The organism is Phyllobacterium trifolii (assembly GCF_014192095.1).
Lineage (GTDB): Bacteria > Pseudomonadota > Alphaproteobacteria > Rhizobiales > Rhizobiaceae > Phyllobacterium > Phyllobacterium trifolii.
In genome coordinates, this window is sequence record NZ_JACHXN010000025.1 from 51,183 (window position 1) to 75,468 (window position 24,286).

At 55.5% G+C, this 24,286-nt stretch carries 21 protein-coding genes; 7 read left to right on the top strand and 14 right to left on the bottom strand.

Annotation, left to right across the window (positions count from 1 at the left end; all coding sequences use genetic code 11):
• Position 1 precedes the first annotated feature (1 nt).
• Positions 2–850: a sn-glycerol-3-phosphate ABC transporter permease UgpE gene (ugpE, locus tag FHS21_RS25935; RefSeq protein WP_112531773.1), complete on the top strand. Its 849-nt coding sequence runs from the start codon at positions 2–4 to the stop codon at positions 848–850.
• A 7-nt stretch (positions 851–857) separates the two neighbouring features.
• Positions 858–1,928: a sn-glycerol-3-phosphate import ATP-binding protein UgpC gene (locus FHS21_RS25940; RefSeq protein WP_112531772.1), complete on the top strand. Its 1,071-nt coding sequence runs from the start codon at positions 858–860 to the stop codon at positions 1,926–1,928.
• A gap of 59 nt (positions 1,929–1,987) precedes the next feature.
• On the opposite strand, the gene FHS21_RS25945 is transcribed toward FHS21_RS25940, so the two are convergent.
• Genes FHS21_RS25945 through FHS21_RS25955 form a run of 3 tightly spaced genes read right to left on the bottom strand, consistent with a single transcriptional unit; the run spans position 1,988 to position 4,492 of the window.
• Positions 1,988–2,767 carry a MetQ/NlpA family ABC transporter substrate-binding protein gene (locus FHS21_RS25945; RefSeq protein ID WP_112531819.1) on the bottom strand — a complete coding sequence of 260 codons (780 nt, stop codon included), beginning with the start codon at positions 2,765–2,767 and terminating at the stop codon, positions 1,988–1,990.
• Positions 2,768–2,796: 29 nt separating this feature from the next.
• Positions 2,797–3,462 (bottom strand): methionine ABC transporter permease, encoded by a 666-nt coding sequence (locus FHS21_RS25950; protein ID WP_112531771.1) that lies wholly within the window; start codon positions 3,460–3,462, stop codon positions 2,797–2,799.
• Positions 3,452–4,492, bottom strand: coding sequence for a methionine ABC transporter ATP-binding protein (locus FHS21_RS25955; RefSeq protein ID WP_183664826.1), 1,041 nt, complete (start codon positions 4,490–4,492; stop codon positions 3,452–3,454). The genes FHS21_RS25950 and FHS21_RS25955 overlap by 11 nt, the downstream gene beginning before the upstream one ends.
• Before the next feature lie 711 nt (positions 4,493–5,203).
• Between FHS21_RS25955 and FHS21_RS25960 the strand changes: the two genes are divergently transcribed.
• On the top strand, positions 5,204–7,546 hold the full coding sequence (locus FHS21_RS25960; protein ID WP_112531769.1) for a putative bifunctional diguanylate cyclase/phosphodiesterase: 2,343 nt from the start codon (positions 5,204–5,206) through the stop codon (positions 7,544–7,546).
• A 66-nt stretch (positions 7,547–7,612) separates the two neighbouring features.
• On the opposite strand, the gene FHS21_RS25965 is transcribed toward FHS21_RS25960, so the two are convergent.
• The 9 genes from FHS21_RS25965 to FHS21_RS26005 all read right to left on the bottom strand — a co-directional run bounded on the left by FHS21_RS25965 (position 7,613) and on the right by FHS21_RS26005 (position 17,782).
• Positions 7,613–9,451, bottom strand: a complete 1,839-nt coding sequence (locus tag FHS21_RS25965; protein ID WP_246411208.1) for an acyl-CoA thioesterase — start codon at positions 9,449–9,451, stop codon at positions 7,613–7,615.
• Between the two features lie 253 nt (positions 9,452–9,704).
• Positions 9,705–11,174: an HAL/PAL/TAL family ammonia-lyase gene (locus tag FHS21_RS25970; protein ID WP_112531767.1), complete on the bottom strand. Its 1,470-nt coding sequence runs from the start codon at positions 11,172–11,174 to the stop codon at positions 9,705–9,707.
• Positions 11,171–12,172 (bottom strand): ornithine cyclodeaminase family protein, encoded by a 1,002-nt coding sequence (locus FHS21_RS25975; RefSeq protein WP_112531817.1) that lies wholly within the window; start codon positions 12,170–12,172, stop codon positions 11,171–11,173. The genes FHS21_RS25970 and FHS21_RS25975 overlap by 4 nt, the downstream gene beginning before the upstream one ends.
• 8 nt (positions 12,173–12,180) lie before the next feature.
• Complete coding sequence (locus FHS21_RS25980) at positions 12,181–13,497, bottom strand: LLM class flavin-dependent oxidoreductase (RefSeq protein WP_112531766.1); 1,317 nt, start codon at positions 13,495–13,497, stop codon at positions 12,181–12,183.
• Positions 13,497–14,567 (bottom strand): LLM class flavin-dependent oxidoreductase, encoded by a 1,071-nt coding sequence (locus FHS21_RS25985; RefSeq protein ID WP_112531765.1) that lies wholly within the window; start codon positions 14,565–14,567, stop codon positions 13,497–13,499. The genes FHS21_RS25980 and FHS21_RS25985 overlap by 1 nt, the downstream gene beginning before the upstream one ends.
• 28 nt (positions 14,568–14,595) lie before the next feature.
• Positions 14,596–15,528, bottom strand: coding sequence for an ABC transporter ATP-binding protein (locus FHS21_RS25990; protein WP_112531764.1), 933 nt, complete (start codon positions 15,526–15,528; stop codon positions 14,596–14,598).
• A complete protein-coding gene (locus FHS21_RS25995) occupies positions 15,525–16,166 on the bottom strand; it encodes an ABC transporter permease (protein ID WP_183664817.1) in 642 nt (213 codons plus the stop codon). The genes FHS21_RS25990 and FHS21_RS25995 overlap by 4 nt, the downstream gene beginning before the upstream one ends.
• Before the next feature lies 1 nt (position 16,167).
• Complete coding sequence (locus FHS21_RS26000) at positions 16,168–16,788, bottom strand: ABC transporter permease (RefSeq protein WP_112531762.1); 621 nt, start codon at positions 16,786–16,788, stop codon at positions 16,168–16,170.
• A gap of 112 nt (positions 16,789–16,900) precedes the next feature.
• Positions 16,901–17,782: a glycine betaine ABC transporter substrate-binding protein gene (locus FHS21_RS26005; RefSeq protein ID WP_112531761.1), complete on the bottom strand. Its 882-nt coding sequence runs from the start codon at positions 17,780–17,782 to the stop codon at positions 16,901–16,903.
• A gap of 247 nt (positions 17,783–18,029) precedes the next feature.
• Between FHS21_RS26005 and FHS21_RS26010 the strand changes: the two genes are divergently transcribed.
• Positions 18,030–18,524, top strand: a complete 495-nt coding sequence (locus tag FHS21_RS26010) for a cupin domain-containing protein (protein ID WP_112531760.1) — start codon at positions 18,030–18,032, stop codon at positions 18,522–18,524.
• Here the strand turns inward: FHS21_RS26010 and FHS21_RS26015 are convergent.
• Positions 18,515–19,018, bottom strand: a complete 504-nt coding sequence (locus tag FHS21_RS26015; RefSeq protein WP_112531759.1) for a peptide deformylase — start codon at positions 19,016–19,018, stop codon at positions 18,515–18,517. The two genes, FHS21_RS26010 and FHS21_RS26015, sit on opposite strands and share 10 nt — an antisense overlap.
• 124 nt (positions 19,019–19,142) lie before the next feature.
• Here FHS21_RS26015 and FHS21_RS26020 point away from each other — a divergent pair, with 124 nt between their 5' ends.
• A complete protein-coding gene (locus FHS21_RS26020; RefSeq protein ID WP_112531758.1) occupies positions 19,143–21,326 on the top strand; it encodes a sensor histidine kinase in 2,184 nt (727 codons plus the stop codon).
• A gap of 487 nt (positions 21,327–21,813) precedes the next feature.
• On the opposite strand, the gene FHS21_RS26025 is transcribed toward FHS21_RS26020, so the two are convergent.
• Positions 21,814–22,185 (bottom strand): hypothetical protein, encoded by a 372-nt coding sequence (locus FHS21_RS26025; protein WP_112531757.1) that lies wholly within the window; start codon positions 22,183–22,185, stop codon positions 21,814–21,816.
• A gap of 209 nt (positions 22,186–22,394) precedes the next feature.
• On the opposite strand from FHS21_RS26025, the gene FHS21_RS26030 reads away from it, so the two are divergent.
• Complete coding sequence (locus tag FHS21_RS26030) at positions 22,395–23,711, top strand: PAS domain-containing HWE histidine kinase family protein (RefSeq protein WP_246411209.1); 1,317 nt, start codon at positions 22,395–22,397, stop codon at positions 23,709–23,711.
• A gap of 106 nt (positions 23,712–23,817) precedes the next feature.
• Positions 23,818–24,216 carry a hypothetical protein gene (locus tag FHS21_RS26035; RefSeq protein WP_112531815.1) on the top strand — a complete coding sequence of 133 codons (399 nt, stop codon included), beginning with the start codon at positions 23,818–23,820 and terminating at the stop codon, positions 24,214–24,216.
• Positions 24,217–24,286 lie beyond the last annotated feature (70 nt).

The following is a 24,286-nucleotide window of genomic DNA, read 5'->3' on the forward strand; positions in this document are numbered from 1 at the left end:
CATGATCCAGAACAATCCTGTCGGCCGTCTGATCGCCCATGTGATATTGATCATCGGTATATTGATCGTGGCCTTCCCGATCTACTACACCTTCGTCGCCTCGACGCAAACGCTCCAGGAAATATTGCGCCCACCCCTATCATTGCTGCCAGGGGGACACTTCTGGGAGAACTATTCCGCAGCGCTCTTCGGCGGCGTAGGCCGTATCGGCGGTGTGGGCGTAGACCGGCTCCTGTTCAACACGCTGGTCATGGCGCTGGGCATTGCCATCGGGAAGATCTGTATCTCGATCCTTTCTGCCTACGCGATCGTCTTCTTCCGCTTCCCCGGGCGCATGGTCTTCTTTTGGCTCATTTTCATAACCCTGATGCTGCCGGTCGAGGTTCGCATCCTGCCAACCTACAAGATCATGGTCGACCTTGGTCTGATCGATACCTATACGGGGTTGATCCTGCCGCTCATGGCGTCAGCAACGGCCACGCTGTTGTTCCGGCAGTTCTTCATGACCATCCCCGGCGAACTTGTCGAAGCTGCCCGCGTCGATGGCGCAGGACCATGGCGGTTCTTCAAGGATATCCTGCTGCCGCTATCCAAGACCAACATCGCGGCCTTGTTCGTAATCCTCTTCATCTATGGCTGGACGCAGTATCTCTGGCCGCTACTGATGACGAACCGCAACGACATGTCGACCATCGTCATTGGTCTACGCAAGATGATTTCCTTCGCCGATGCCGATACCGAATGGCACTTGGTGATGGTGACCTGCATTCTCGCCATACTGCCCCCAATCCTCGTTGTTGTTCTCATGCAACGCTGGTTCGTGCGCGGTTTGGTCGAAACGGAGAAATGATACCGATATGGCAAATGTAGAATTGACCAATGTTCGCAAGGTCTATGGTAGCTCCGTCGAAGCGGTCAAAGGCATCAACATTGCCATAGAGGATGGTGCGCTGTGCGTGCTGGTCGGTCCGTCTGGCTGCGGAAAGTCTACCTTGCTGCGTATGATCGCGGGTCTGGAGTCGATCACCGACGGCACAGTTAAAATCGACGACAAGGTGGTCAATGAGCTCGGACCTGCCGAGCGGGACATCGCAATGGTATTCCAGAACTATGCGCTCTACCCGCACATGAAGGTCTATGACAACATGGCCTATGGCCTGCGCAATCGTGGCATGCCAAAGGATCAGATCGACAAACGTGTAAAAGATGCAGCTCAAATCCTTGAATTGACTCAGCTTCTGGAACGTCGTCCGAAGGAACTTTCGGGCGGTCAGCGTCAGCGCGTCGCCATGGGCCGTGCCATTGTCCGCAGCCCGAAAGTGTTCCTTTTCGATGAGCCGCTTTCCAATCTCGATGCCAAGCTTCGTGGCCAAATGCGCGTTGAAATCAAGAACCTGCAGCGGCAACTGGGCGTGACCAGTGTGTATGTTACCCATGACCAGCTTGAGGCTATGACGCTCGCTGATATCCTTGTCGTCATGAACGCCGGTTCCGTAGAACAGATCGGCGCACCGCTCGATATCTACGAGAAGCCGGCCAGCACCTTTGTCGCGAGCTTCATTGGCGCGCCGCCCATGAACCTTGTGCCGGTCAAGGCCGACCATTCCGGGTTGGTTTTGAAGGATGGCACACGCATCGGTGCAGAGGGGCTGTCCATTCCAGCGACGGGAGCTTTGATCGGGTTCCGTCCAGAAGATCTTGAGGTCTCCGCTGGCACCGATACGCATATCGGCGGACTGGCGCTTGATCTCAAGGTTTTGGGTGTGGAGCCGGTCGGCGCCGAAAGCTACGTGTATGGCATTATCGGCGGAGAAAGGGTTGTCGTGCGCGTTCCAGGGCGGTCAACATCGAACTCCGATGATCAATTGCGCGTCATTGTCCCGAAACAAAAACTGCATCTGTTCGGTGCGGACGGCAAGCGAATCTAGTCGATCGCCGCCCGCTGTTTCTTGCACCTCGCATTGCGACGGCGTTCGCTTGCCGGCATTTACCAGCTTGGGACGGCCGCACCCTTGTATTTGTCGAGAATGAACTGCTTCACGGGATCCGAATGGTAAGATTCAATGAGTGTCTTTACCCAAGGCTTGTCCTTGTCCGCAGTACGGACAGCGATGAGATTGACGTATGGAGCCTTCTCGCCTTCCTTCAGGATTGTGCCGTTCATGGGATCAAGTCCCGCTTCAAGGGCATAGTTCGTATTGATCGCCGCGGCATCCACATCGTCGATCGAACGAGGCAGCTGGGCGGCATCGAGTTCAACGAACTTGAAGTTCTTCTTGTTTTCGGTGATGTCGGCAGGCGTGACCTTCAGGCCAGCACCGTCCCTCAGCTTGATCGCACCCTTATCGGCGAGAATGAGCAGGGCACGGCCGCCATTGGTCGGATCATTCGGAATCGCAATCGTAGCGCCATCCGCTAACTCGTCGAAACTCTTCACTTTTTTGGAATAGACGCCCATCGGAAAATTGACGGTATAGGCCACATCGACGATGTCAAATTTCCGGTCGGCAATCTGATTGTCGAGGTAAGGCTTGTGCTGAAAGGAATTGGCATCGAGCTCACCGTCATTCAGTGCCTGGTTCGGCACCACATAATCCGAGAACTCGAGGATCTGGATATCGAGGCCCTTTGGCTTGGCGACTTCCGCGACCTTTTCGAGAATTTGCGCATGCTCGCCCGGTGTAACTCCGATCTTGATTGTTTCGGCCAGCGCACCAGTCGCGCCGAGGATCGCAACCAGGGCTGCTACACCAAGTATTTTCTTCAACATTTCATACTCCTGCTTTTAAAATAAATTCAACGGGGACGGCTGCGCTTGTCGAATTGCCGCGCCAACCGGTCGCCGGCGCTCTGGACAAGCTGAACAAGTACGATCAACACCACAACGACGACGGCCATAACGTCTGGCATGAAGCGTTGATAGCCGTAGCGGATGCCAAGGTCGCCGAGACCACCGCCGCCAATCGCGCCAACCATTGCCGCATAACCAATCAGGCTGACGATCGTCAGGGTCAGTGCAGAGGTAATTCCGGGCCGCGCCTCGGCAAGCAGCACCTTGAAGACGATCTGCATCGGGCTTGCACCCATTGCGCGCGCTGCTTCCGTCAGACCAGGATCAACTTCACGAATTGCTGTCTCGACCAGACGCGCAACGAAGGGGATTGTCGCAATCGTCAATGGCACTATCGCGGCAGTGGTTCCTATTGATGTGCCGGCAACGAGCCGGGTGAACGGGATGATCGCAACGACCAGAATGATGAACGGCGTCGAACGTGCGGCATTGATGACGGCGCCAAACACCTTGTTCACCCAAGGCGCAGCGAAAAGCTCGCCACGTCCGCTCGTCGCCAGAAACACGCCGAGGGGAATGCCCAACAGTGAACCGATCAGTCCGGCGACTGCGACCATATACAGCGTCTGGCCCGTCGCCTTGACGATGAGAGCGATGATATCAGCGGACATAGCCGACCACCTCCGATGACAGGCCGTGATGGGCAAGGAACTGCCGCGCCTCGGCAATTTTTGCTTCATTGGAACGTAAGGAAACCACCAGCATGCCGAAAGGACGCCCCGCGATTTCATCGACTGCACCGGCCATGATATTGACCTCGATGCCAAGATCGCTTCCAAGCCGCGCCAACATCGGTTCCGTGGCATTTTCGCCCTTGAATATGACGCGAAGAATGGTCCGGGAGCCGGGCTCCGGTAGCTGCGACATCCGGCTGGTCAGGAACTCCGGCAAATGCATGCCTGCGAGGCCACCGAGTAGCGCCTTGGTCGTTTCGTGCACATGCCCGGTGAACACATCGAATGTCGGGCCTTGTTCGACGATGCGGCCGCCATCGATCACTGCCACATGGTCGGCGATGACCTTCACCACTTCCATCTCATGGGTAATCAGAAGCACGGTCAGACCGAGCTCCTTGTTGATCTTCCGGAGAAGGGCAAGAATCGAGCGCGTGGTTTCTGGATCCAGCGCCGATGTCGCCTCATCGGAGAGCAGCAGCTTTGGTTCGGTCGCCAAAGCGCGCGCGATGCCGATGCGCTGTTTTTGGCCACCCGAAAGCTCGGAAGGATAACGGTCGCGCTTTTCGGAAAGGCCGACCAGATCAAGCAAGGGCGCCACGCGCTTTTCGATGTCCTGCGTGCCCATGCCGGCAATTTCCAGAGGCAGTGCAACATTGCCGAAGGCAGTACGCGAGGAGAGCAAATTGAAATGCTGGAAGATCACGCCGATTGAGCGGCGCACAGGGCGTAGATTCTTTTCGTCCAATCCGGCGATGTCCACGCCATCAACGAGGATGCGACCAGAACTCGGCTTCTCGAGCCCGTTGACGAGCCGGATTAGAGTCGACTTGCCCGCCCCCGAACGGCCAATGATCCCGGTTACCGATCCACGCGGCACGACGAGGTCTATATCGTTCAGTGCCACCACTTCGGCACCGGTATTCCCTGCCGCAAAGCGCTTGGCAACGCCTTCGAATACGACCATGGGATTGGGCGCGTCATTGCCTGGAAGCACTTGCGGCGTACTCGTTGCCGTATTTCTCAAAACTACCATGTTCATTTGCGGAGCTCGCACGTCCGCCCTGTTGCCTTTTTAGGGCCGTCTATACAGACCATCTTCGCGTTTCGATAGACCTTGACGACAGGCATCAACATTTTCAGCTCTGTTTGAGACATCTTGGGTGGCCGGAAGGCATCGGCAGAGATGACGATACGCAATGTTATCGCCCGACGACACGCAGCCGGTTTCATATTTGTATCAATTGCGGGAATGTCTTTCCAAAACGGCTGCATCGGTCAGCACATCGGCTCTGTACCCTTCATACAGGGGAAAATTTCGACTCCGGACGCTTGAAATTTGGCCGATAAGAGCTAATTCTAAAGAACTACTTACTTGACTGCGTAGCAAATCGAGTAGATTGACCGACGGAATACATTTGAATAGAAAAAAATCACTTTAGAAATATTACTTTTGATTTTATCGTACAGATTAAAGATATACTTGTGTCTAAAGAAATATTGCGTATTTTCCTGCACTAATACCCTGTAGTCATAAAATTTCATCTTAACCACAGTGCGACACTGGGACATAAAGACATTGGTAACTAATAGAAAAAATGCTAAGTATATTAACCAATGCCGAACGTAAAAAAACTAACATGGGTCAAAGATGAACTCACCTGCCTGAGGTCTGTGCGTGCAATTGTCCAATTTCCATACTTTTGACGCTATCCGATCGATGTTCGGTATGCGGGGTGCGATCAACCCGGCAGTGAAGCGTCGTGTCTATGCCGAACAGATGGACGTTGCACTGAGGCTGGCGCCTTTTACAGTTCTCGTAGCTATGTGCGTTGTGTTTGTCGTCGCGTTCGTTTTCTGGGATCTCGGCCCCCGCCCCTATCTCGCCGGTGTGTCGATAATGGTAGCGCTCATGACAGCGGGCTCCCTTTTCGCCTGCTGGCAATGGTACACGGTGCCCAAGGTCAAGGAGCTTGGCTTTGATGCGATCAAATACTTGATCATCATATCCGCGCTCTACGGCATCTGCCTTGCCAGCATACCCCTGATGCTGTTTCTCGATGCCGATCCCTACCACCGGCTTTTGATCGCATGCACAGCAGCAGGTCTCATGGCAACCGGTATCGGCGTGGCAGTGGTACCCCTGGCTGCGATCGCCTATTCAGGCACGATCATTACGGGTTCGTTCTTCGCGCTTGCGTCGACCGGTGAAGATTTCTTTCTGTTCATCGCGATCCTGCTCGCCTTCTATGCGCTCTTCATTCTGTTCACCATCGTCCACATGAGCAATCTTATCGTTATGCGCACGCTGGACCAGATCAAGGTCGAACAGCAGAAGGAGGTTATCAGCCTGTTGCTGTATGACTTCGAAGAAAACGCCAGCGACTGGATTTGGGAAACCGACGCCGACCTGAAGCTTCAGCACACATCACCGCGTCTGGCGCAGATTGCCGCAAAAACGACCAAAGAGCTGCAAGGCATGCCTTTTGCGCAACTGTTCAAGATTGACCAGTCTCATGCCGAAGAGGCAGTCAAGGTTGGTTCGATCTGGCAGGCCATCGAGAACCGGACGACATTCCGCAACCATATCCTGCCCATCAACATCAAGGGGGAGACTCGGTGGTGGTCGCTCACCGGCAAGGCGATCTTCGATAACGCAGGCCAGTTTGTCGGCTACCGCGGCGTTGGCTCCGATGTGACTGCCGCGAAGCAGTCGGACGATCAACTGTCCTATCTCGCCCGCTATGATGTGCTGACCGATCTGCCGAACCGTACGCTGTTTACCGACCAGCTCTCGCAAGCCACCAAGGACCTTGAGAAAGGGCTGCGCAGCTTTGCGGTGTTTTGCATCGATCTTGATGAGTTCAAGACGGTCAATGACAGTTTTGGTCATGGCATCGGCGACCAGTTGCTCAAACAGGTGGCGGACCGCCTGCGCGGCGCAGCACCCGCGACCTATGTCGTTGCCCGCCTTTCCGGCGATGAATTCGCCATTCTGGCGCGTGGCGCAGACCAGACTGCTGCCACAGAGCTCGCCGAGCAGCTCGTCCAAAGCATCGCACAACCCTTCTGGATTGACGGTATCCAGATCAACATTCACATCAGTGTCGGCATTGCAATTGCACCGACTGACAGTGTCAACGACATCATGCGCTGCGCCGACCTGGCGCTCTACCGGACCAAGAATGAGGGCCGCAACAGTTTCCGTTTCTACGAGGTGGAAATGGATGCGCGCATCGAAGCCAAACGTGCGCTCGCCATGGACTTGCGTGGCGCTCTCGCACGGGATGAGTTCATCCTCCATTTCCAGCCCATCATTTCGGCACAGACACTCAAGACGGTAGGGTTCGAGACGCTGCTGCGCTGGAAGCATCCGGTGCACGGCTTCATCTCGCCGACTATCTTTATCCCGATCGCAGAAGAGACGGGCAATATCATTCCGCTCGGCGAGTGGATCATCCAGGAAGCTTGCCGTATCGCCGTGTCGTGGCCGCAGGAAATCCACGTTGCAATCAATATCTCGGCGATCCAGTTCCGGCATTCCGACCTAGCGTCCATCGTTCGCGATGCTTTGACCCAGAACAAGCTCAAGCCGAATCGGCTGGAGCTGGAGATCACTGAATCCGTCTTCCTCGAGGCGAATGTCGCCGCCATTTCATTGTTGCGCCAGTTCCGCGCCATGGGAGTGAGCATCGCGCTCGATGATTTTGGCACCGGCTATTCCAGCTTGAGCTACCTGCGCAAGATGCCGTTCGACAAGATCAAGATCGATCAGTCCTTCGTGCGCGACCTTCCGCACAACCGGGGCAGCCTTGCAATCATTCGTGCTGTGATGGGCCTTGGAGCCAGTATGGGCATGAAGATCACTGCCGAAGGCGTCGAGACCCGTGAGCAACTTGCCTGCCTGCAAAAGGAGGGCTGCGATCAGGTACAGGGCTTCCTGTTCAGCCCGGCAGAGCCCGTCGAGAAGACTTTCGAGCTGCTCGCCTTCGACCGTGACCGATACCAGGTTGCCAGCTAGAGCCGTTCATACTGAATAGAAGCAGTTCTCTGTTCAGGCACGTAAGGCTCTAACGGTTCGCTCAGATCATGCCTGCCGCTTGGCAGCATCCTGAATATTTACTGGCCGGTAGTTCGCAGACAAACGCGAATCCTTCGGCCAATATGGCAGGAACCCTTTGATCACTTCCCCTGGAATATCGAGTGGATTGTAGTGGTCGCGGTCGACGAACATCAATGACTGCTCGCCATGCCCGAGCAATCCTTGCGCGGCGCTGTGGATCTCATGCTGCAACGTCACGAACTTCCGATTGTGGCGCGCAATCTTGATGCGCACCGTAATCTGCTCGAATTCTTTCGACTCGCGACGGTAATCATGGGTGAATGAGCGCGTAAGGATATAGAACCGTGTCGTTGCAAGGTCGAAATCAGGCATGCAGACGTTGAAGAACAATTCGCGTGCTTTGCCGACCCAACGCACGTAGTTGGCGAAATAGACGTTTCCGACGGAATTCGTATCATCATATGTGGGGACGAGTTGCATGACGAACCACTCACCGTCGAATCCATGCGATGGCGAAACGTCGTCACCTCCCGAGACGGTAGTAAGTGGTATAGGCGACATCATCCGGATAGGTTGATCGACTATCTCAACGGGAATGGCCTTCGAGGCCGGTCCAAACAATTCGATGATGACTGGCAAAGCGCCTATCAGACCGATGAACGGAGAGATGAGCAGGAATCCTGGCACTGGCTGGATGTAGCCGATGATGAATATCAGCGACGAGCCGCAACCGATCATAAAGCTGAGCACCGGATCAAACTTTGGCTTCGCGCCCAGCGCCTCGCATACCAGGTTCGCCGAGGCACTGACGAACAGGGTTGCGAACGGCATCATGAAATACATCAGCGAAAAATTCGCGGGCACCGCCGTGAAGGCAATCCAGGCAGCGCCAAACAACAACCAAAGCGGCGATGAAGCGACACCGTCCGGGATGAGAGCAAGCAAGGGACTGTTGCTGCGTAGATTTTTGCCCTTCAGGAACCACGATGTTGCGCAATAAAAGCTGTCCACGGTTGAAGCCAGGGCAATGACAGTCCAGATGACAAAGGCAACCGCCAGATATGGCTGGCCATTTTCCGCAGCAAGAACCGTAGCTGCCGAGACGGATCCCTGGGCGCTTGGAAGGCCATCGATAGACAGAATGCTGCCTATCGGGCCGACTGCCGAAGCGGTAAGCGCATTGAGGAACAAAAAGCCAAAGAACATCAGCGCACCGACACCGTAGGCCATGCCAACATCGCCGCCTTCGCGTTTGATGGTAACCGCCCGCTGCCAATGCTGAATATCGAGCCACGGTCCAAGCAGGAACCCGATCAGCGTTGGCATGATCAGACCATAGAAGCGGCTATCGAACTTTTCGAGTGGCACACCCGGATAGTCTGATGTCTGTCGCAGTCCGATGAGAAGGACAATGCCCGCAGCCACACCGACGACCGTATAGACGATATGCAATAGCTTGAGTTGCTGCAGCGACAGCGCGTGACCAATAGCACATGCAAACAACAGCAACAGCGCAACGCCGAGCGCCGATCCCTCGCCCACGATAGGCTGCCAGAGATAGGCGACGAACCCGAAGATCGTCACAACCAGTGCGGCCATCTGAAACAGCAGAAACACGCCAGCGTAGCGGCCTTCAATATCTTTGATGATTTGATCAGGCGGCCGCTTGGTGCGGCCGAGAATATAGCCAAACAGCCAGAGCCCTGCGACATTGGCTATGGCAAAACCAAAAAAGCCCAGCCAACCATAGGTCAGAGTGACGTGGATGGAATAGAAGAAACCCAATCCCCACAGCCAGGATAAGCCTATTGTTGGCGCCCACAAAAGATTCCGCACGACCGTCATGACTATCCAGCTTTTCAAGAAACGCTGCTTTTACAGCACCCTACTTTAGTCGATGTTATTCGCGGAAATAAGTCAAATGTTCTGTTCTTAGACTGGCATCAAGAGTTTAGCGTTTCGATAGTGTTGCGGAAACTTGGTGGCAGACGACGAGCAGATCATGAAACTTATCGGTGACGAATATACAACTCGTTCACCATTCTAGCGTGCAAAGGTGTCCAAACCGTTGCATATCCGGCGACACGGGGACCGATCGTTTAAGACGACGTCTCGATCATTGGCGCAAGCCGTCCACCAATGCTAAAACATCTGCTCCGAGCGCCCTATCCGCTTCCAGCTTGGGCGAAACTGCCCGAACGAGATCATAACTTTGTCTCGTTCCTCTGCCGCAGCGAAGTTCCGGCCTCAGATCTATGGCCTGCGCCGCCGCCAGCATCTCGCAGGCAACGAGCTGTCGCCATAAATCGACAATCTCCGCACATTTTGCCACCGCGAGCGGCGTCTGCGTCGCATGGTCCTCGACCCCTTCCGAAACGGCAAGGAAATCCAGCAGGACCGGATTGGCCTTGTGGCGGATGGCACCAACGAGTGCGGCTACCGTCTTCTGCAAAGGCACAAAACCGGCCGAAGCCCCGCCGACCGGGCTGAGATACCGGGGCAGGCCATGACGACCAGAGCCAGTGAGTTGGATGAAGCGTGCAGCACTCGCCAGCGCCGCTTGTGCGATGGCGAGGCCAAGTGTTTCGAAAGCCAGCGCCAGCGACGGCGTATGGAAATTTCCCGTCGACAGTACTCGCTCTTCATCGATGATCACCAGCGGATTATCCGCGGACGAATTGAGCTCGAGTTCGATCGCGTCTATCGCGGCCTTCAAGGCATGGGCAAGTGCCCCTTGAATGGGTGCAACACAACGCAGGCTGAGTGGATCCTGAATGGCAGTCCTTGCTTCCAGCAATGATGAGCCTTCAAGCAATGCCAAAAGCTTTTCCGCCTCCTCCACCTGACCCTCAGCGGGGCGCGCAATCTGGATCGCAGGTGTCAGAATGTGTGGATTGCCGCCCAGAGCTTCGAAGCTCATGGCAACCGCCCGACGCTGAAAATCCAGGAGCACAGCCGCGTCTGTCGCAACCAGGGCACCTCGTCCGACCGAAACCGCTGAGGCGTTGAGCAGAGACAACCCGTCCTTCGGGCCAAGTGCCGACGGTTCAAGACCCGCCTTTTTCAACGCTTGAGCAGATGGGTAGACCTTACCTTGATACTCTGCAGCACCTTCGCCCATCAGCGTCGATGCCATAGCCGCCAGCAGGACGAGATCACCAGCTCCTATGGAGCCGATGGATGGGATGACAGGATGAATCTGTTTATTGAGCAACGCCAACAAATCATTAAAAACTGACGGAGAAATTCCCGATCCGCCGACAGCCAGCATTGAAAGCCGCGTGGCTATGACCGCGCGGGTAACATCGCGCTCCAGGGAAGGGCCAACACCCATGCCGCGCCCGCGGACCAGTTGCTGTTGGAATGCGCCGATATCCTCAGTCACAGATGTTTTCAAATTAGCGCCGAGTCCAGTGTTCAGACCATAGATTTGCTGTCCCGATGCTGCAGCTCTGTCGAGGATCGCCCGCGCCTTTTCCAACCTGTTATACACATCGGGCTCGATTTCGACGGCCGCATTCTCGCGGGCAATCGCTGCGATATCAGCGATTGTGGTGGTCGCTCCACTGAAGACAACCCGGCTCATGCAAAGCGCAGCCGCTGGCCGATATTGGAGGCTTTGGCTTTTTCCAGCATGGCGTAACCAAGCGCAATATCGCTTAGCGACAAGCCCCGATGCCAGAACAGGATTGTCTCCTCTTCATTCTCACGGCCGGACTTGTGTCCGGCAACGATCTGGCCGAGTTCCGCATGCAACGTCTGCTCTGACAGTTTTCCCGCCTCAACATGCGCGCGCAGGGATCCAAATTTTCCACCCTTGCATTGGCCCCAATCATCGACGACAAGTTTGTCCATAATGTCGGTCAACGACAGCTCCACAGCGCTCATCGTTCCGTAAGGCACGACGAACGCGCCGGGCTTGATCCATTCCGTTTTCAACATCGGTTGCGGCTCCGGCAGGCGCGACGCTTCAACGACGATGTCGGCGCCTTCGACACAGGAGCGCCAATCATCGGTGACGATGATCCGCTTGCCAAGATCATGGGAGAGCTTCTCGGCAAAGGCGTTGCGGCTCTCGGGCCGACGCGAATGCACGCGAATCTCATCGAAATTGTAGAGATGATCAAGGAGCCTTACATTCCAATAGGCCGTGCCGCGCGCTCCTATATGGCCAAGGATTTTCGAATTCTTGCGCGCGAGATATTTTGCTCCGAGTGCGGTGACGGCGCCGGTGCGCATATCGGTGATGACCGTTGCATCAAGGATAGCGCGAGGCGCACCGGTACGTGGATCGAACAGATTGAGCACACCGAATTCTGACGGATAGTTCAACTTGTAATTATCGACAAAGTCACCGACGATCTTTACACCTGCCAGATTCAAAGGCGCAACATATCCCCGCAACACGTTGAAATGGCCATTCAAAGTTGCATCCGGCTCAAGATGCACCCGCGGCTCTATGACGGTATCGCCATTGCCTTGCGCGGCAAGCGAGGTTTCGATTGCACCGAGAATTTCGGCATCCGTCAACGCCAGCGCATCGATGTCGAGCGCATTCAGGTAGTCGATGTAAATGGGTTTCATGTCGTTGCTCATGCTGCACGTGCCGGGATTGTGATTCCGAGATTTTCGCGCAATGTGCGCCCTTCATACTCATCGCGAAAGAGGCCACGGCGACGCAACTCGGGCACAACCATCGCGATGAAATCCTGAAGTGCCCCCGGAAAATAGGCACCCATCACGTTGAAGCCATCCGCCGCCTTGCCATGAAACCGCTCCTCCAGTTCATCGACGATCTGTGCCGGTGTGCCGATCAATTGCCAATGGCCGCGCGCGCCGGCGAAATTGCGAGCCACCTGCCGGATAGACAGATTCTCACGCCTCGCAAGATCGATGATGAGCTGCTGCCGGCTTTGAATGCCATCGGTAGCTGGCATTTCGGGCAATGGTCCTTCAAGCGGGTACTGTGACAGGTCCTTGATGCTGAGATAGCTGGCGAGCAACGCCACACCAACCTCGTCAGGAATGAGTTCTTGCAAGGCATCATACTTCGCCCGCGCTTCGCTTTCGGTTCGGCCGACGATTGGCGACACACCGGGCAGGATCTTCAGATCGTCCGGATTTCGGCCGAAGGCGGGCATGCGCGATTTCAAATCAGCATAGTAGGTTTGAGCTTCCTGCAAGGTCTGGGCCGCCACAAACACCACATCCGCTGTACGCGCTGCGAGGTTTTTGCCTGCATCTGAAGCACCAGCCTGTACCATCAGCGGACGGCCCTGCGGCGAACGCGGACTGTCGAGAAATCCGCTGACAGTGAAATGTGTTCCGTGATGATCGACGGGATGTAATTTGGACCGGTCAGTGTAGCTTTTTCCGTCGGCGACATAAGCGCCGGTATCGACGCTGTCCCAGACCATCCTTGCCGCTTGTTCGAATTCCTCGGCGCGCTCATAGCGCTGCGCATGGGGCCGCAAGCCACTTGAAACAAAATTCTCCGCTTCGAGTTCGCTCGCAGACGTGACGAGGTTCCAACCAGCCCGGCCACCGCTCAACTGATCGATGGAGGCTAGTGTGCGTGCAAGGCCATAGGGTTCGTTGTAGGTCGTGGAGGCCGTAGCAACCAAGCCGATATGGGACGTATTGACCGCCAGCGCCGCGAGCAGGCTCAACGGCTCGAACATGGTCGAACGCGCAGCCTGGCTCGCGGTGTTGATGTTGCGCTCGCGGATCGCGGCCGCATCCTCAAAGAAAACCATGTCGAATTTGGCAGCTTCTGCAAGGCGCGTCAGAGCTATGAAGTGGTCGACATCCACACCGGCTTCGGCAACAGCATCAGGATGCCGCCAGGCCGCAATATGATGGCCGCCTGCCATAAGAAAGGCGCCAAGCTTCATATGTGCTTTGCTCATTATGTTTGCTCCGCTGCTTGGCTGGCCGGATGGCGCGGACGTTGCAATCCAAGATGCTCGCGCAGTGTGGTATCCGCATAGGAGTTGCGGAATAGTCCGCGCTTTCGAAGTTCAGGTATGACGTGATCAACAAAGGCGTTGACACCTTCCGGCGCCGCCGGAGGAAGGACGGTGAAACCATCGACAACGCCTGACCATGTCTCCAACGCATCCACAACCTCGAGAGACGTGCCTATAATCTCCGATCGTCCAGGCCTTTCTCCATCGGGCGACAACGTATCCAGTCTGCCATGAAGTTGCTGTGCGTCAGATTTGGTAGCGCCGATGAACGGAATGACATTTGCAAGGATCCTCACCTCGGACCGTTTGCGATCATGACGTTCGAGCCGTTTCGTGAAATCGGAGACAAGCGTCCTCGCCTCGTCCACCGACGCCGGATCAATGAAAACAAGTTCAGCCGAGCGCGCGGCAATCTCGGCGGTATCAGCCGTTAGCACGTGCGAAACAACAGGCTTGCCTTGCGGCGAACGATTGACGTTGAGCGGACCACGCACGGTGAAATACTCACCTTTGTGATCGAGAAGGTGCATTTTCTCCGGCAGGAAAAAACGGCCTGAGGCCTTGTCATAAACAAAGGCGTCATCCTCCCAGCTGTCCCAAAGCCCGCTAACCACATCGAGATATTCCTGGTCGCGCGCGGTTGCGCCCGGCGGAACCACGACATTCCACCCAGCCCTGCCCTTGCTGATCGTATCGAGCGAGGCAAAGCGGCGCGCGAGGTTGTAAGGTTCGTGCTGGGTCGTTGCAGCGGTTGCGATCAGCCCGATCCGGCGGACGACAGTGGCAAGCGCCGCAACCAGCGTCGTCGGCTCGAAAGGCACGGCCTGCGGCGACAGATCGTTCAGAGGCCGCTGACCAAGCCGATCGGCAAAGAATGCGAAATCCAACCCGCCTTCTTCTGCTTTCTTCACCTGCGCCGCCAAAGCGTTGAAATGAATCGCATCTTCCGACTTCTCACGCCAGGCGGCGGGATGATGGCCAAACGGCGTGATCGATATTCCGATGTGCATTGGGTTACCCTTGCTTTCGTACCGGCCGTCAGACCGCAAAAATAGCGTCCCGTGTCAATTGCCCCTTCACTGAGCCGCTCTCGTCAACAACGGCAAGAACGTCGCTATTGGCGGCAACCATCAACGCCAGTGCGTCGCGCAGACTACTGGTCGGTGCAACCGTACTGGCATCCGTGCGCGGCGTGGTAGTGTTCATCGCATCGTTTACAGTGAACAGGCTGAGCCGTTTGATCGCGCGGTCTATCCCGACGAAATTTTCCACAAAAGCGTCGGCGGGGTGAGACAGCACTGCATCCGGCGTATCGTACTGTACGATCTTGCCGCTTTTCATGATGGCGATGCGGTCTCCAAGCCGGATGGCCTCGTCGAGATCATGGGTGACGAGCACAACCGTCTTGCGGACGCGACGCAATATCTGGCGAAATTCGTCCTGAAGTCTCGTCCTGGCGATCGGGTCAATCGCGCCAAAGGGCTCATCCATCAACAGCACTGGCGGATCGGCTGCAAGCGCGCGTGCCACGCCGATACGCTGGCGCTGCCCGCCGGAGAGCTGGCGCGGGTAGCGCTTCAGCATTTCGCTCGGGTCAAGCCCGACCAGATCCAGCAGTTCTTCGGTACGGCTGGTGATTTTCGCCTCGGTCCAGCCGAGCAATTTCGGCACCGCCGCAATGTTCTGAGCAATGGTCATATGCGGAAACAGACCGACCTGCTGGATCACATAGCCAATGTGCCGGCGCAGTTCGACCGGGTCGACCTTCGTAACGTCCTCGCCATTGACTATGATCTTGCCTTCCGTTGGGTCAATCAGGCGGTTGATCATGCGCATTGTCGTGGTCTTGCCGCAGCCCGATGGACCTATCAGCGCCGTTGTCGTCCCTTCCGGTACCACCAGCGAGAGATCATCAACTGAGGCGGGTCCGTCCGCAGCAAAACGTTTGGTCACATGTTCCATGTTGATCATGAGGTAGATCTCTCTGCAAAAAAGACTTTTTCGGCGATGCCGAGAGTAAACTCGGTCGTGAGCGCGAGCAGCGCAATGGGAATGGCGCCGACCAGTAGCCTCGACATATCCATCATACTGATGCCGACGGCGATGAAATCGCCAAGTCCGCCGCCACCTATGAAAGGAGCAAGCGTCGCACCGGCCAGCACCTGAACGGCGGCGGTGCGTGCGCCGGCAAACATGGCCGGGGCTGCAAGAGGAATGCGTATCTTGCGCAGAACCTGCCCCCTGCTCATGCCCATCCCCGTCGCCGCTTCCACGGCATCGGGGTCGACATCGCGCAATCCGATGAAAGCATTCAGCAGGATCGGCGGCAAAGCGAGAATGGTCAGGGCCACTATAGACGGCCACAATCCGATGCCCAGGAGTGGCATCATGATCGCAAGAATTGCGAGACTGGGAATCGTGCGCAGTGCGTTAATTGTGTTGATGACGGCGAAGGCGAGGCCACCCCGGTTGATGATCAGGATCGCCAGCGGCAGTCCAATGGCCAGCGCAAAGGCCAACGAGACGCCTGACATAACCAGATGCTGGCCAAGCGCCTGGTAGAACTCGGGTTGATGATTGATGATCCATGTGAAGGCGGTGATCAACATGTCATGCCCTCCCCCGAACCAAATATTTCTCGGCCTGACTGAGCACGACATCGAAGAAGATCGCCATCAGGGATGTCAGAATGCCGCCGACAAGTATTTTCTCGGTATAGTTTTGATCGATCCCCATCAAAATGATCGTGCCAAGCCCGCCGCCATCGATGAAGGCCGCTACGGTGGCGATGCCGATCACGGTAACAAGTGCGATGCGTATGCCCGAAACAATGAGGGGCAGTGCAAGAGGAAGTTCGATCCCGACAAGCCGCTGCCAGGCATTGTAGCCCATACCATCTGCGGCATCGAGAACATCGGCCGGTACGCCTCGCAATCCGGTTACGACGTTGCGCAGGAGAATAAGCAGGCAATAGGACGACAGTCCAACCAGCGCCGGCTTTGTCCCAAGGCCAAGCCAGGGAATTAAGAGTGCGAATAGTGCCAGACTGGGGATGACGAAAATGATGCCGGTTATCGTCAGGACGACGGCGTACAGCTTCGGCCGCCGCGCACAGATGATCCCGAGGATTAGCGCGATCACCAGTCCGATCAGCACCGAGGAAACCGAGAGCACCAGATGCTGCCAAGTCGCAGTGAGTATTTCCGGAATGTTTTTGGGAGCCCAGTTCAAGGGTACCGTCCTGCCTGCATGGTCGCTTCAGCAATGAAATAGCGGAGATGTGGCCACCTCCGCCATACACGTTCAAATGATCGGCGAAACCCTCCGGTTCCGCCGAGTATAATCAAATACCTTTTTCTTTCAGGAACTCTGCAGCGACTTCCTTTGGTTCCTTCTTGTCGCGTTCGACGGCCGCATTCAGGTCGCGCATGATCTCGTTGGTCAAAAGCGGGCTGACCTTGTTGAGCACTTCCGCGATCTTCGGATTCTTCGCCAAGGCATCCTGACGCACGACAGGCACGAGGTAATAGGGAGGGAACAAATGCTTGTCGTCGTCAAGAACAACGAGGCCGCTGTCAGCGATCTGCCAGTCCGTGCTGAAACCATAGGACACATCGATGTTCTTGCTGGTCAACGCGCTGTAGCGGATACCAAGCTTGGCAAAGATGCGGAAATCCTTGAACTCGATCCCGTAGACCTGTTTCAACCCCGGCAGACCATCCTTGCGTTCGCCAAAGCCGCCTTCGGCACCAAAGGAGAGCTCCTTGGAGGCTGGACCGAGATCCGTCAGCGTCTTGAGCTTGTATTTTTCGGCTGTCTCGGGGAGCGTAATGATGGCATAGCCATTGTTGATCTGCGTTGGCTCGAGCAGCGTCAGTTGCAGGTTCTTCTCGTAATAGTCCTTGACGTCCTTGTAGATCTTGTCGGCCGAGCCCGACAGGTCGCCCTTGACCACCGCAGCAAGCGCGGTCCCGGTATATTCCGGATAAAGATCGATTTCGCCGCTCGTCAGCGCCGAATGTGCGATGAGCGTAGCGCCAAGGTTCAGCCGGCGCTCGACCGTGATGCCGGCCTTCTCCAGCGCCTGCGCATAGATTTCAGCAACAACGAACTGTTCAGTGAAATTCTTGCTGCCAATTTTCACTGTCTGCGCAAAGCCGGACGTTGCCGCCGTCAATGCTACCAAAACGCCAAGCCCAATTGAGGCGACACTTTTCAAGATCATGGTTTTCCCTGCAGCTACTGTAGGATTTCATCCGTATCCTACTGGTTTCGTTGTCGAATTCGCATGCTAGCAATCTCGGGCACTAAGTTCGCAGAACAATATGCCAATGTTCCAGGAGAAGTAGAAATTATTTACTATGCGTTTGCAACCGCCGATACACGCACATCCTGACAGCAGTTGATCTCTGGTGTCGCTGCATTCTCCTCGCTACATTGCCGGTAACATCGCGACGAGGCAGGAGGCATTGATGTCCGACGATCATCAAAAGGGCGACGCGCGCACGCATGACCATCCAGTCGACTGGCGGGAACATGGCGTCAAAATTATTCCGGGCGATTCGCTTGATCCGAACACAGCACAGACGCCGGGTATGAACCGAGCCGCTGCCATCAATCGCGCCCGGGCTGGAGCCGAAAAAATCTGGGCGGGGACAGTTGTCATTCATGCCAACGCCAAGACCGGCGCGCACCACCACGGCGATCTGGAAAGCATCATCTACGTGGTCAAAGGCCGCGCACGCATGCGCTGGGGCGAAAGGCTGGAATATGTCGCGGAAGCCGGCCCCGGCGATTTCATCTTCGTGCCGCCATACGTGCCGCATCAGGAGATCAACGCCAGTACGGACGAAGCGCTTGAATGTGTCCTTGTCCGCTCCGGTCAGGAGCCTGTCGTCGTCAATCTCGATATTGAGCCGGTAGAAAAGCCGGAGGGTGTTTTATGGAAGGATCCGATTCACCGCTGACTGCGCGACAGCTTCTCATAACGCTTGATCAACCTGTCACGTTTGAGTTTCGACAAACGGTAGACCCAGAATATGCCATCGAGCTGATCGATTTCGTGCTGCAAACAGATGGACAGGAGACCGGCCGCTTCTTCTGTCTGAGACACGCCCGAAAGGTCCTCATAGCGAACCCGAATGGAGGCGGGCCGCTCGACCTCGTCTGAAACACCTGGCATAGAAACACTGCCCTCCTCGTGCCTGACGGTGTCAGCCGAAAACCATTCGATTTCCGGATTAACGTAGAAGCGAGCTGGTTGCTCCCGATCAAGTTCAAGAACGACAATGCGCTTCAAAACGCCGATATGTGGAGCAGTTATGCCTATTCCCGGCGCCGCCCGCATTGTCTCCAGGAGGTCATCGGCCAGCAAACGGAGATCATCCCCAAACTCTCTAACGCCTTCAGCCAATGAACGTAGTGCGGGATGCGGATATTTCAGGATTGGGCGTATCGTCAAAACTTGGACCTTTTCAAACTGGCACGTGGCACATCAGCAACGCTGGTAAAGCCTCGTGCCTCAAACCGCATTCGGAGCGCAAGCTTCCTTTACAAGCAACGCTGCGACCGATAATCGACAGCAAATGAGCAAGACCGTAGTCAAACCGCAGGTTCTGCCGAAAGGCGCGTTGATCATGACGCTCCTGACGTTGGCGACAACGATTGTTTCGTTCGTCATCATGATGGGCATTACCGACATCTCGCCCACCAAACGGACGACGCAAATCATTATTGCAGCCAATGCGGTTTCAATTCTGGTGCTGATCTATTTATCCTATGCGACGCTCCGGAAGCTGTTTCTGTTCAAGAGCAAGGAAAAGCACCGGGATCTGCATACCAACATAGCGATCATCTTCGCGCTGATCGCGTCGATCCCTTCGATCATTGTTGCCTGTTTTTCGCTCATTGTCCTCGACAATCGCTTAAACTCCTGGATCAATCCCGAGAACAATCAGATCATTGATATGTCAATTAAGGCTGCGCAGTCCTACACCGAGGACAATGCGCAAAGTCTTTTGACCACAACTCTTTCGATGGCGATCGATCTCGATCAGCGGCGGATGCTGTACAGTCTTGATCGAGGTGCCTTCGAAAATTGGCTGACCTATGATGCAGGCCGCAACAATCTGCTTGGCGCATCCCTGGTTAGATCCAACGGTGAGGTTGTCGTCAGCGCCCAGCTTTTCAACGATCATACCCTTCCCGAAGCGCCGCTGGCGGCGTTGAAAACTGCGGCGGGCGACAGGCCGGTATTGATACCGCCGGAAGCCACCAACCTTGTCGGCGCCATCATCAAGATGCAGGCGCTGCCGGATTTGTATCTCTATACGATCCGCGCCGTGGATTCTTCGGCGCTGGATAACATGCGCATCATGACCGACAACAATGCCGAATATCAGTCGCTGGCCAGCAACAGGAAGAATACGCAGATCGCCTACGCGCTGCTCTATATTGAGCTGACGCTTTTGTTGCTTTTGACCGCGGTCTGGACTGGCATTGCCGTCGCCAATCGTGTGGTCAGGCCCATTCGCCTTTTGATCGGCGCGGCCGGCGACGTTGCCACCGGCAATTTTGACGTTTCAGTGCCTGTCCGCGCTTCGGATGGCGATATCGGTTCACTATCCCATACGTTCAATAATATGGTCGAGCAGTTGAAAACCCAGCACAACGATCTGATCTCGGCAAAGGACGAGATCGATGAGCGCAGGCGCTTTACTGAAGCGGTTCTGTCCGGCGTGACAGCCGGCGTTATCAGCGTCAACTCGCAAGGCGATATTGCCGGTCTAAACCGGCCAGCCGAGCACATGCTGTCGATCGATGGTGCACAAGCTATCGGCAAGAACCTCGTTGATATCCTTCCGGAAATCGGTGCTGTATTCGAGGCGGCACGGGAGAACGGCAGGTCGTCCAGCCGCCAGCAGATAGGCATTACCCGCAATGGTATCGTACGCTCTTTCAACGTGCAGATTACCCGGGAAGACGCCGATACACAGCACACCTCCTACGTGGTGACGGTCGACGATATCACCGATCTGGTCGCTGCCCACCGCTCGTCCGCTTGGGCTGACGTCGCACGCCGCATTGCCCATGAAATCAAGAATCCATTGACGCCGATCCAGCTCTCCGCCGAGCGCATTCGCCGCCGCTACGGCAAGGTCATTGTCGAGGATCGCGAGGTTTTCGACCAATGCACCGAAACGATTATCCGCCAGGTCGGCGATATAGGTCGTATGGTCGATGAGTTTTCTGAATTCGCTCGTATGCCCAAGCCGCAACTCGCAGCAACGGACATCCGCGATGTGCTGCGCGACGCATCCTTTCTCGTGGAAATCAGCAACAATCAGATCAAGTTTAAGCATGACTTTACCGACGAGCCGCTCGTTGGAAATTTCGACAATAGGCTCCTTGGCCAGGCTTTCGGTAACATTATCAAGAACGCTTCGGAGTCCATTGAGACGGCGCTCCAGACAGGAGCGATCGAGGAGGGTTTCATTCTCGTTCGCGCTGTCAGTACTAGTTCGTCCATCATTGTCGAAGTGCTCGACAACGGCAAAGGGTTGCCCGCCGACAACCGTCATCGACTGCTCGAGCCTTATGTGACAACGCGCGAAAAGGGCACGGGCCTCGGCCTCGCCATCGTCAAGAAAATCATCGAAGATCATAGTGGACATCTCGAAATGCTGGATGCCCCTGAGAGCTTTCATACCGGTCGCGGAGCGATGGTGCGAATGACTTTTCCAAAGCTCGTCGAGGCCAGCGCCGCCTGACTTTTACCGGTATCGCTTTCGTTTCACTCGATATCAAAATGTGATGAAACTGAGGCACGGCGCAAATTGCAGTCTACATTGAAAGCGCTATAATCCCTTTCAGTGAGGCCGGGATGATGGGATTAAGCCTTCCATGATTTTGGTCAAGCACATGATCACGACAATTTGAATCGATCGCTGGCAACTGAAATCAGCGACGGGTGTTCATGATTTTTCGAGAACGCGCCGGTCCTATCCGGCTACGCTCAGGAGGAGTCAGGCGATGCGACACACGAAAGAAAACGGCGATATCTCCAACTGGATGACATGCTCAATGATTTTGTTTGGCGCGCTGGCAGTTGCCGCCGTCGTCTTTGCAGTTTGACTATCGGGATTTGACCCGATCAGAATAAAATTCGGAGAATTTATGTGCGTCTGACAGAACGCGCATCGGTTTCGGTATGGGCTGGTTTCCAAGTGAAACTGGCCCATTGTATTGTTGAGGGCTCTAATCCTTTCCCAGTACGGAGAGAAGCAAGACGAAAAGCGCCACGAAATTCAAAATTGCGCTTGCTGCATGCGAATACTCCCATTGATAGCGCGGCGTTCCCCAGCCCTCCGGCAGAACGGTCCAGTTATGAGTTGCTTTATTCGTCGGAAATGTGAGCAGCCAGAAAATCACTTGCGTTGCCGCAATGCAGAGAAATGCCGTCGCCACCAGCCAATACGGTTCGCCCGAACGGTTAAACCAGATTGACAGGGCGAGCGTTGAAACCAGCGCCCCGACGATGACGATGGCGAAGAGGCTCCATCCGTCATAGGCTCGCTGCGAGATAAGATACGCGGCGCGATCGCAAAAGCTACCCCATTGATCCCTCATACGCTGGGCGGCGCTGTCGGAACCAAAATCATTGCAGATAGTTTCGAATATGGGGGTATGCTGTTGTCGAGTGGTCCCCTTGATTCGAGAACCCGACTGGCAAGAAGTTACTTGAAGCAGGAAAAATAGTGGATATTGCGCAAGGCAACCTTAGTTCTTCACTTGCAGCTTTGCACAGCATGGACAGCTTAAGCCGTGATTCCCTGATCATGGCACTTCCTATCCCCGTTTATACGACAGACAAATCCGGCATCATTACGTTCTACAACCGTGCGGCGGCGGAGTTCTGGGGTCGTGAGCCGCGGATCGGCGAAGAGGCTTGGTGCGGATCATGGAAATTGTACTGGCCTGACGGAACGCCGATGCGGCATGACGAGTGCCCCATGGCGATGAGCCTGCGCGAAGGTCGGGATGTGCGAGGGCTGGAAGCCATAGCCGAGCGGCCCGACGGCAGCCGCGTTGCGTTCCGTCCATTCCCCGTTTTGCTTCGGGACAATAATGGTGACGTTGTTGGCGCCATGAATATGCTTGTCGATCTCACCGAGCAGAAGCGCAATGAAGAGTCGGCGCAACATCTCGCGGCGATCGTGGAATCGTCCGACGATGCGATCGTTAGTAAAACCCTCGCAGGCATCGTCAGGAGCTGGAACAGGGGTGCCGAACGCGTATTTGGTTATACCGCCGAGGAGATGATTGGCCGTTCGATCACCACTGTCATCCCTCCCGAAAGACTGGGGGAAGAAGCGTCCATCGTCGACAAAGTTCGCAAGGGTGAACGCCTGGATCACTATGAGACAATTCGGGTGCGCAAGGACGGCGTGCGTATTCATGTTTCGCTGACCGTATCGCCAGTCAAGGATTCGACCGGTCGCATCGTTGGCGCGTCCAAGATTGCCCGCGACATTACCGAGAGAAAAGAAAAGGAAGAACGAATAGTCATGTTGATGCGCGAGGTAAACCACCGCGTGAAAAATCAATATGCCGTCATTCTGTCCATGATCAGGGAAACCGGCAATCGCACTGGAGATAGTGCCGAGTTCGAGCAGCAGGTTCGGGAAAGAATCATGGCTCTCGCGCGATCACATGATCTGCTTGTCCATGCCGAATGGCGCGGAGCGACTGTAGCGGATCTGCTTTTGGCGCAGATAAAGCCGTTCGGCGATGAAACCAGCGTCGCGATTTCAGGTCCCCTCATCGTCGTGCAGCCCAATGCCGTTCAGTATCTGGGGATTGCGTTCCATGAATTGGCGACGAATTCGGCCAAATATGGTGTGTTTTCTGCTGACCAGGGCAATATCGCAGTCGATTGGTACGTCGGCGATGATGGTAAAACCTTTTATCTGACCTGGACGGAATCTGACGGGCCGCCCGTAACGCTTGGGCGCACCCATGGATTTGGCAAAATTGTCCTGGAACGCGTGACGCCATTGTCACTCGGAGGGGTAGGCACTCTGGAACAGCCGCCCAAACGCCTCGTCTGGACTGTGCGCGCCCCAATGGAAAATATTGCAGCTTCCATCACCTGACGAGCATACGAGCTCATTCTTAATGCTTAACTCTGCTTGCTGGAAACCACTGTCGCTCGCGTGTATTGTGCGCGGCATCATTGAATTCTGGTTCAGGGGGAGCCAAATGCCACAGATTTCTCAGCTTTTCTTCAAGACGGCCATCATATGTCTTCTGATTGGGTTGGCGATGGGCCTGCAAATGGGAATGTCCGGAAACCATACCGTGATTGCCGCTCACGCACACCTCAACCTCTTGGGCTGGGTTTCCTGTTCCATATTCGGCGGCTATTACGCGCTCAACCCATCCAAAGCGGTCAAGAGATTGGCTATGGTTCATTACGTGGTCTATACGCTCGGTCTGATCGTCATGCTGCCGGCGCTCTATTTCATGGAACTGGGCAATGTCCAGTTGGAACCGATCGTCGGGATAGGATCGCTTGTCGTTTTCGCTGGCGTATTGATCTTCGCCGTGGTGATGTTCTCCAAGGAGATCGCAGTCATCCCCGAAGCCAGACGGGCCTGAATTGGGCTTACCGGCTTAGGTACGTCCCATCTCCTCCGCAATCGAAGCCTACGATATCGGGTGGTCTCGA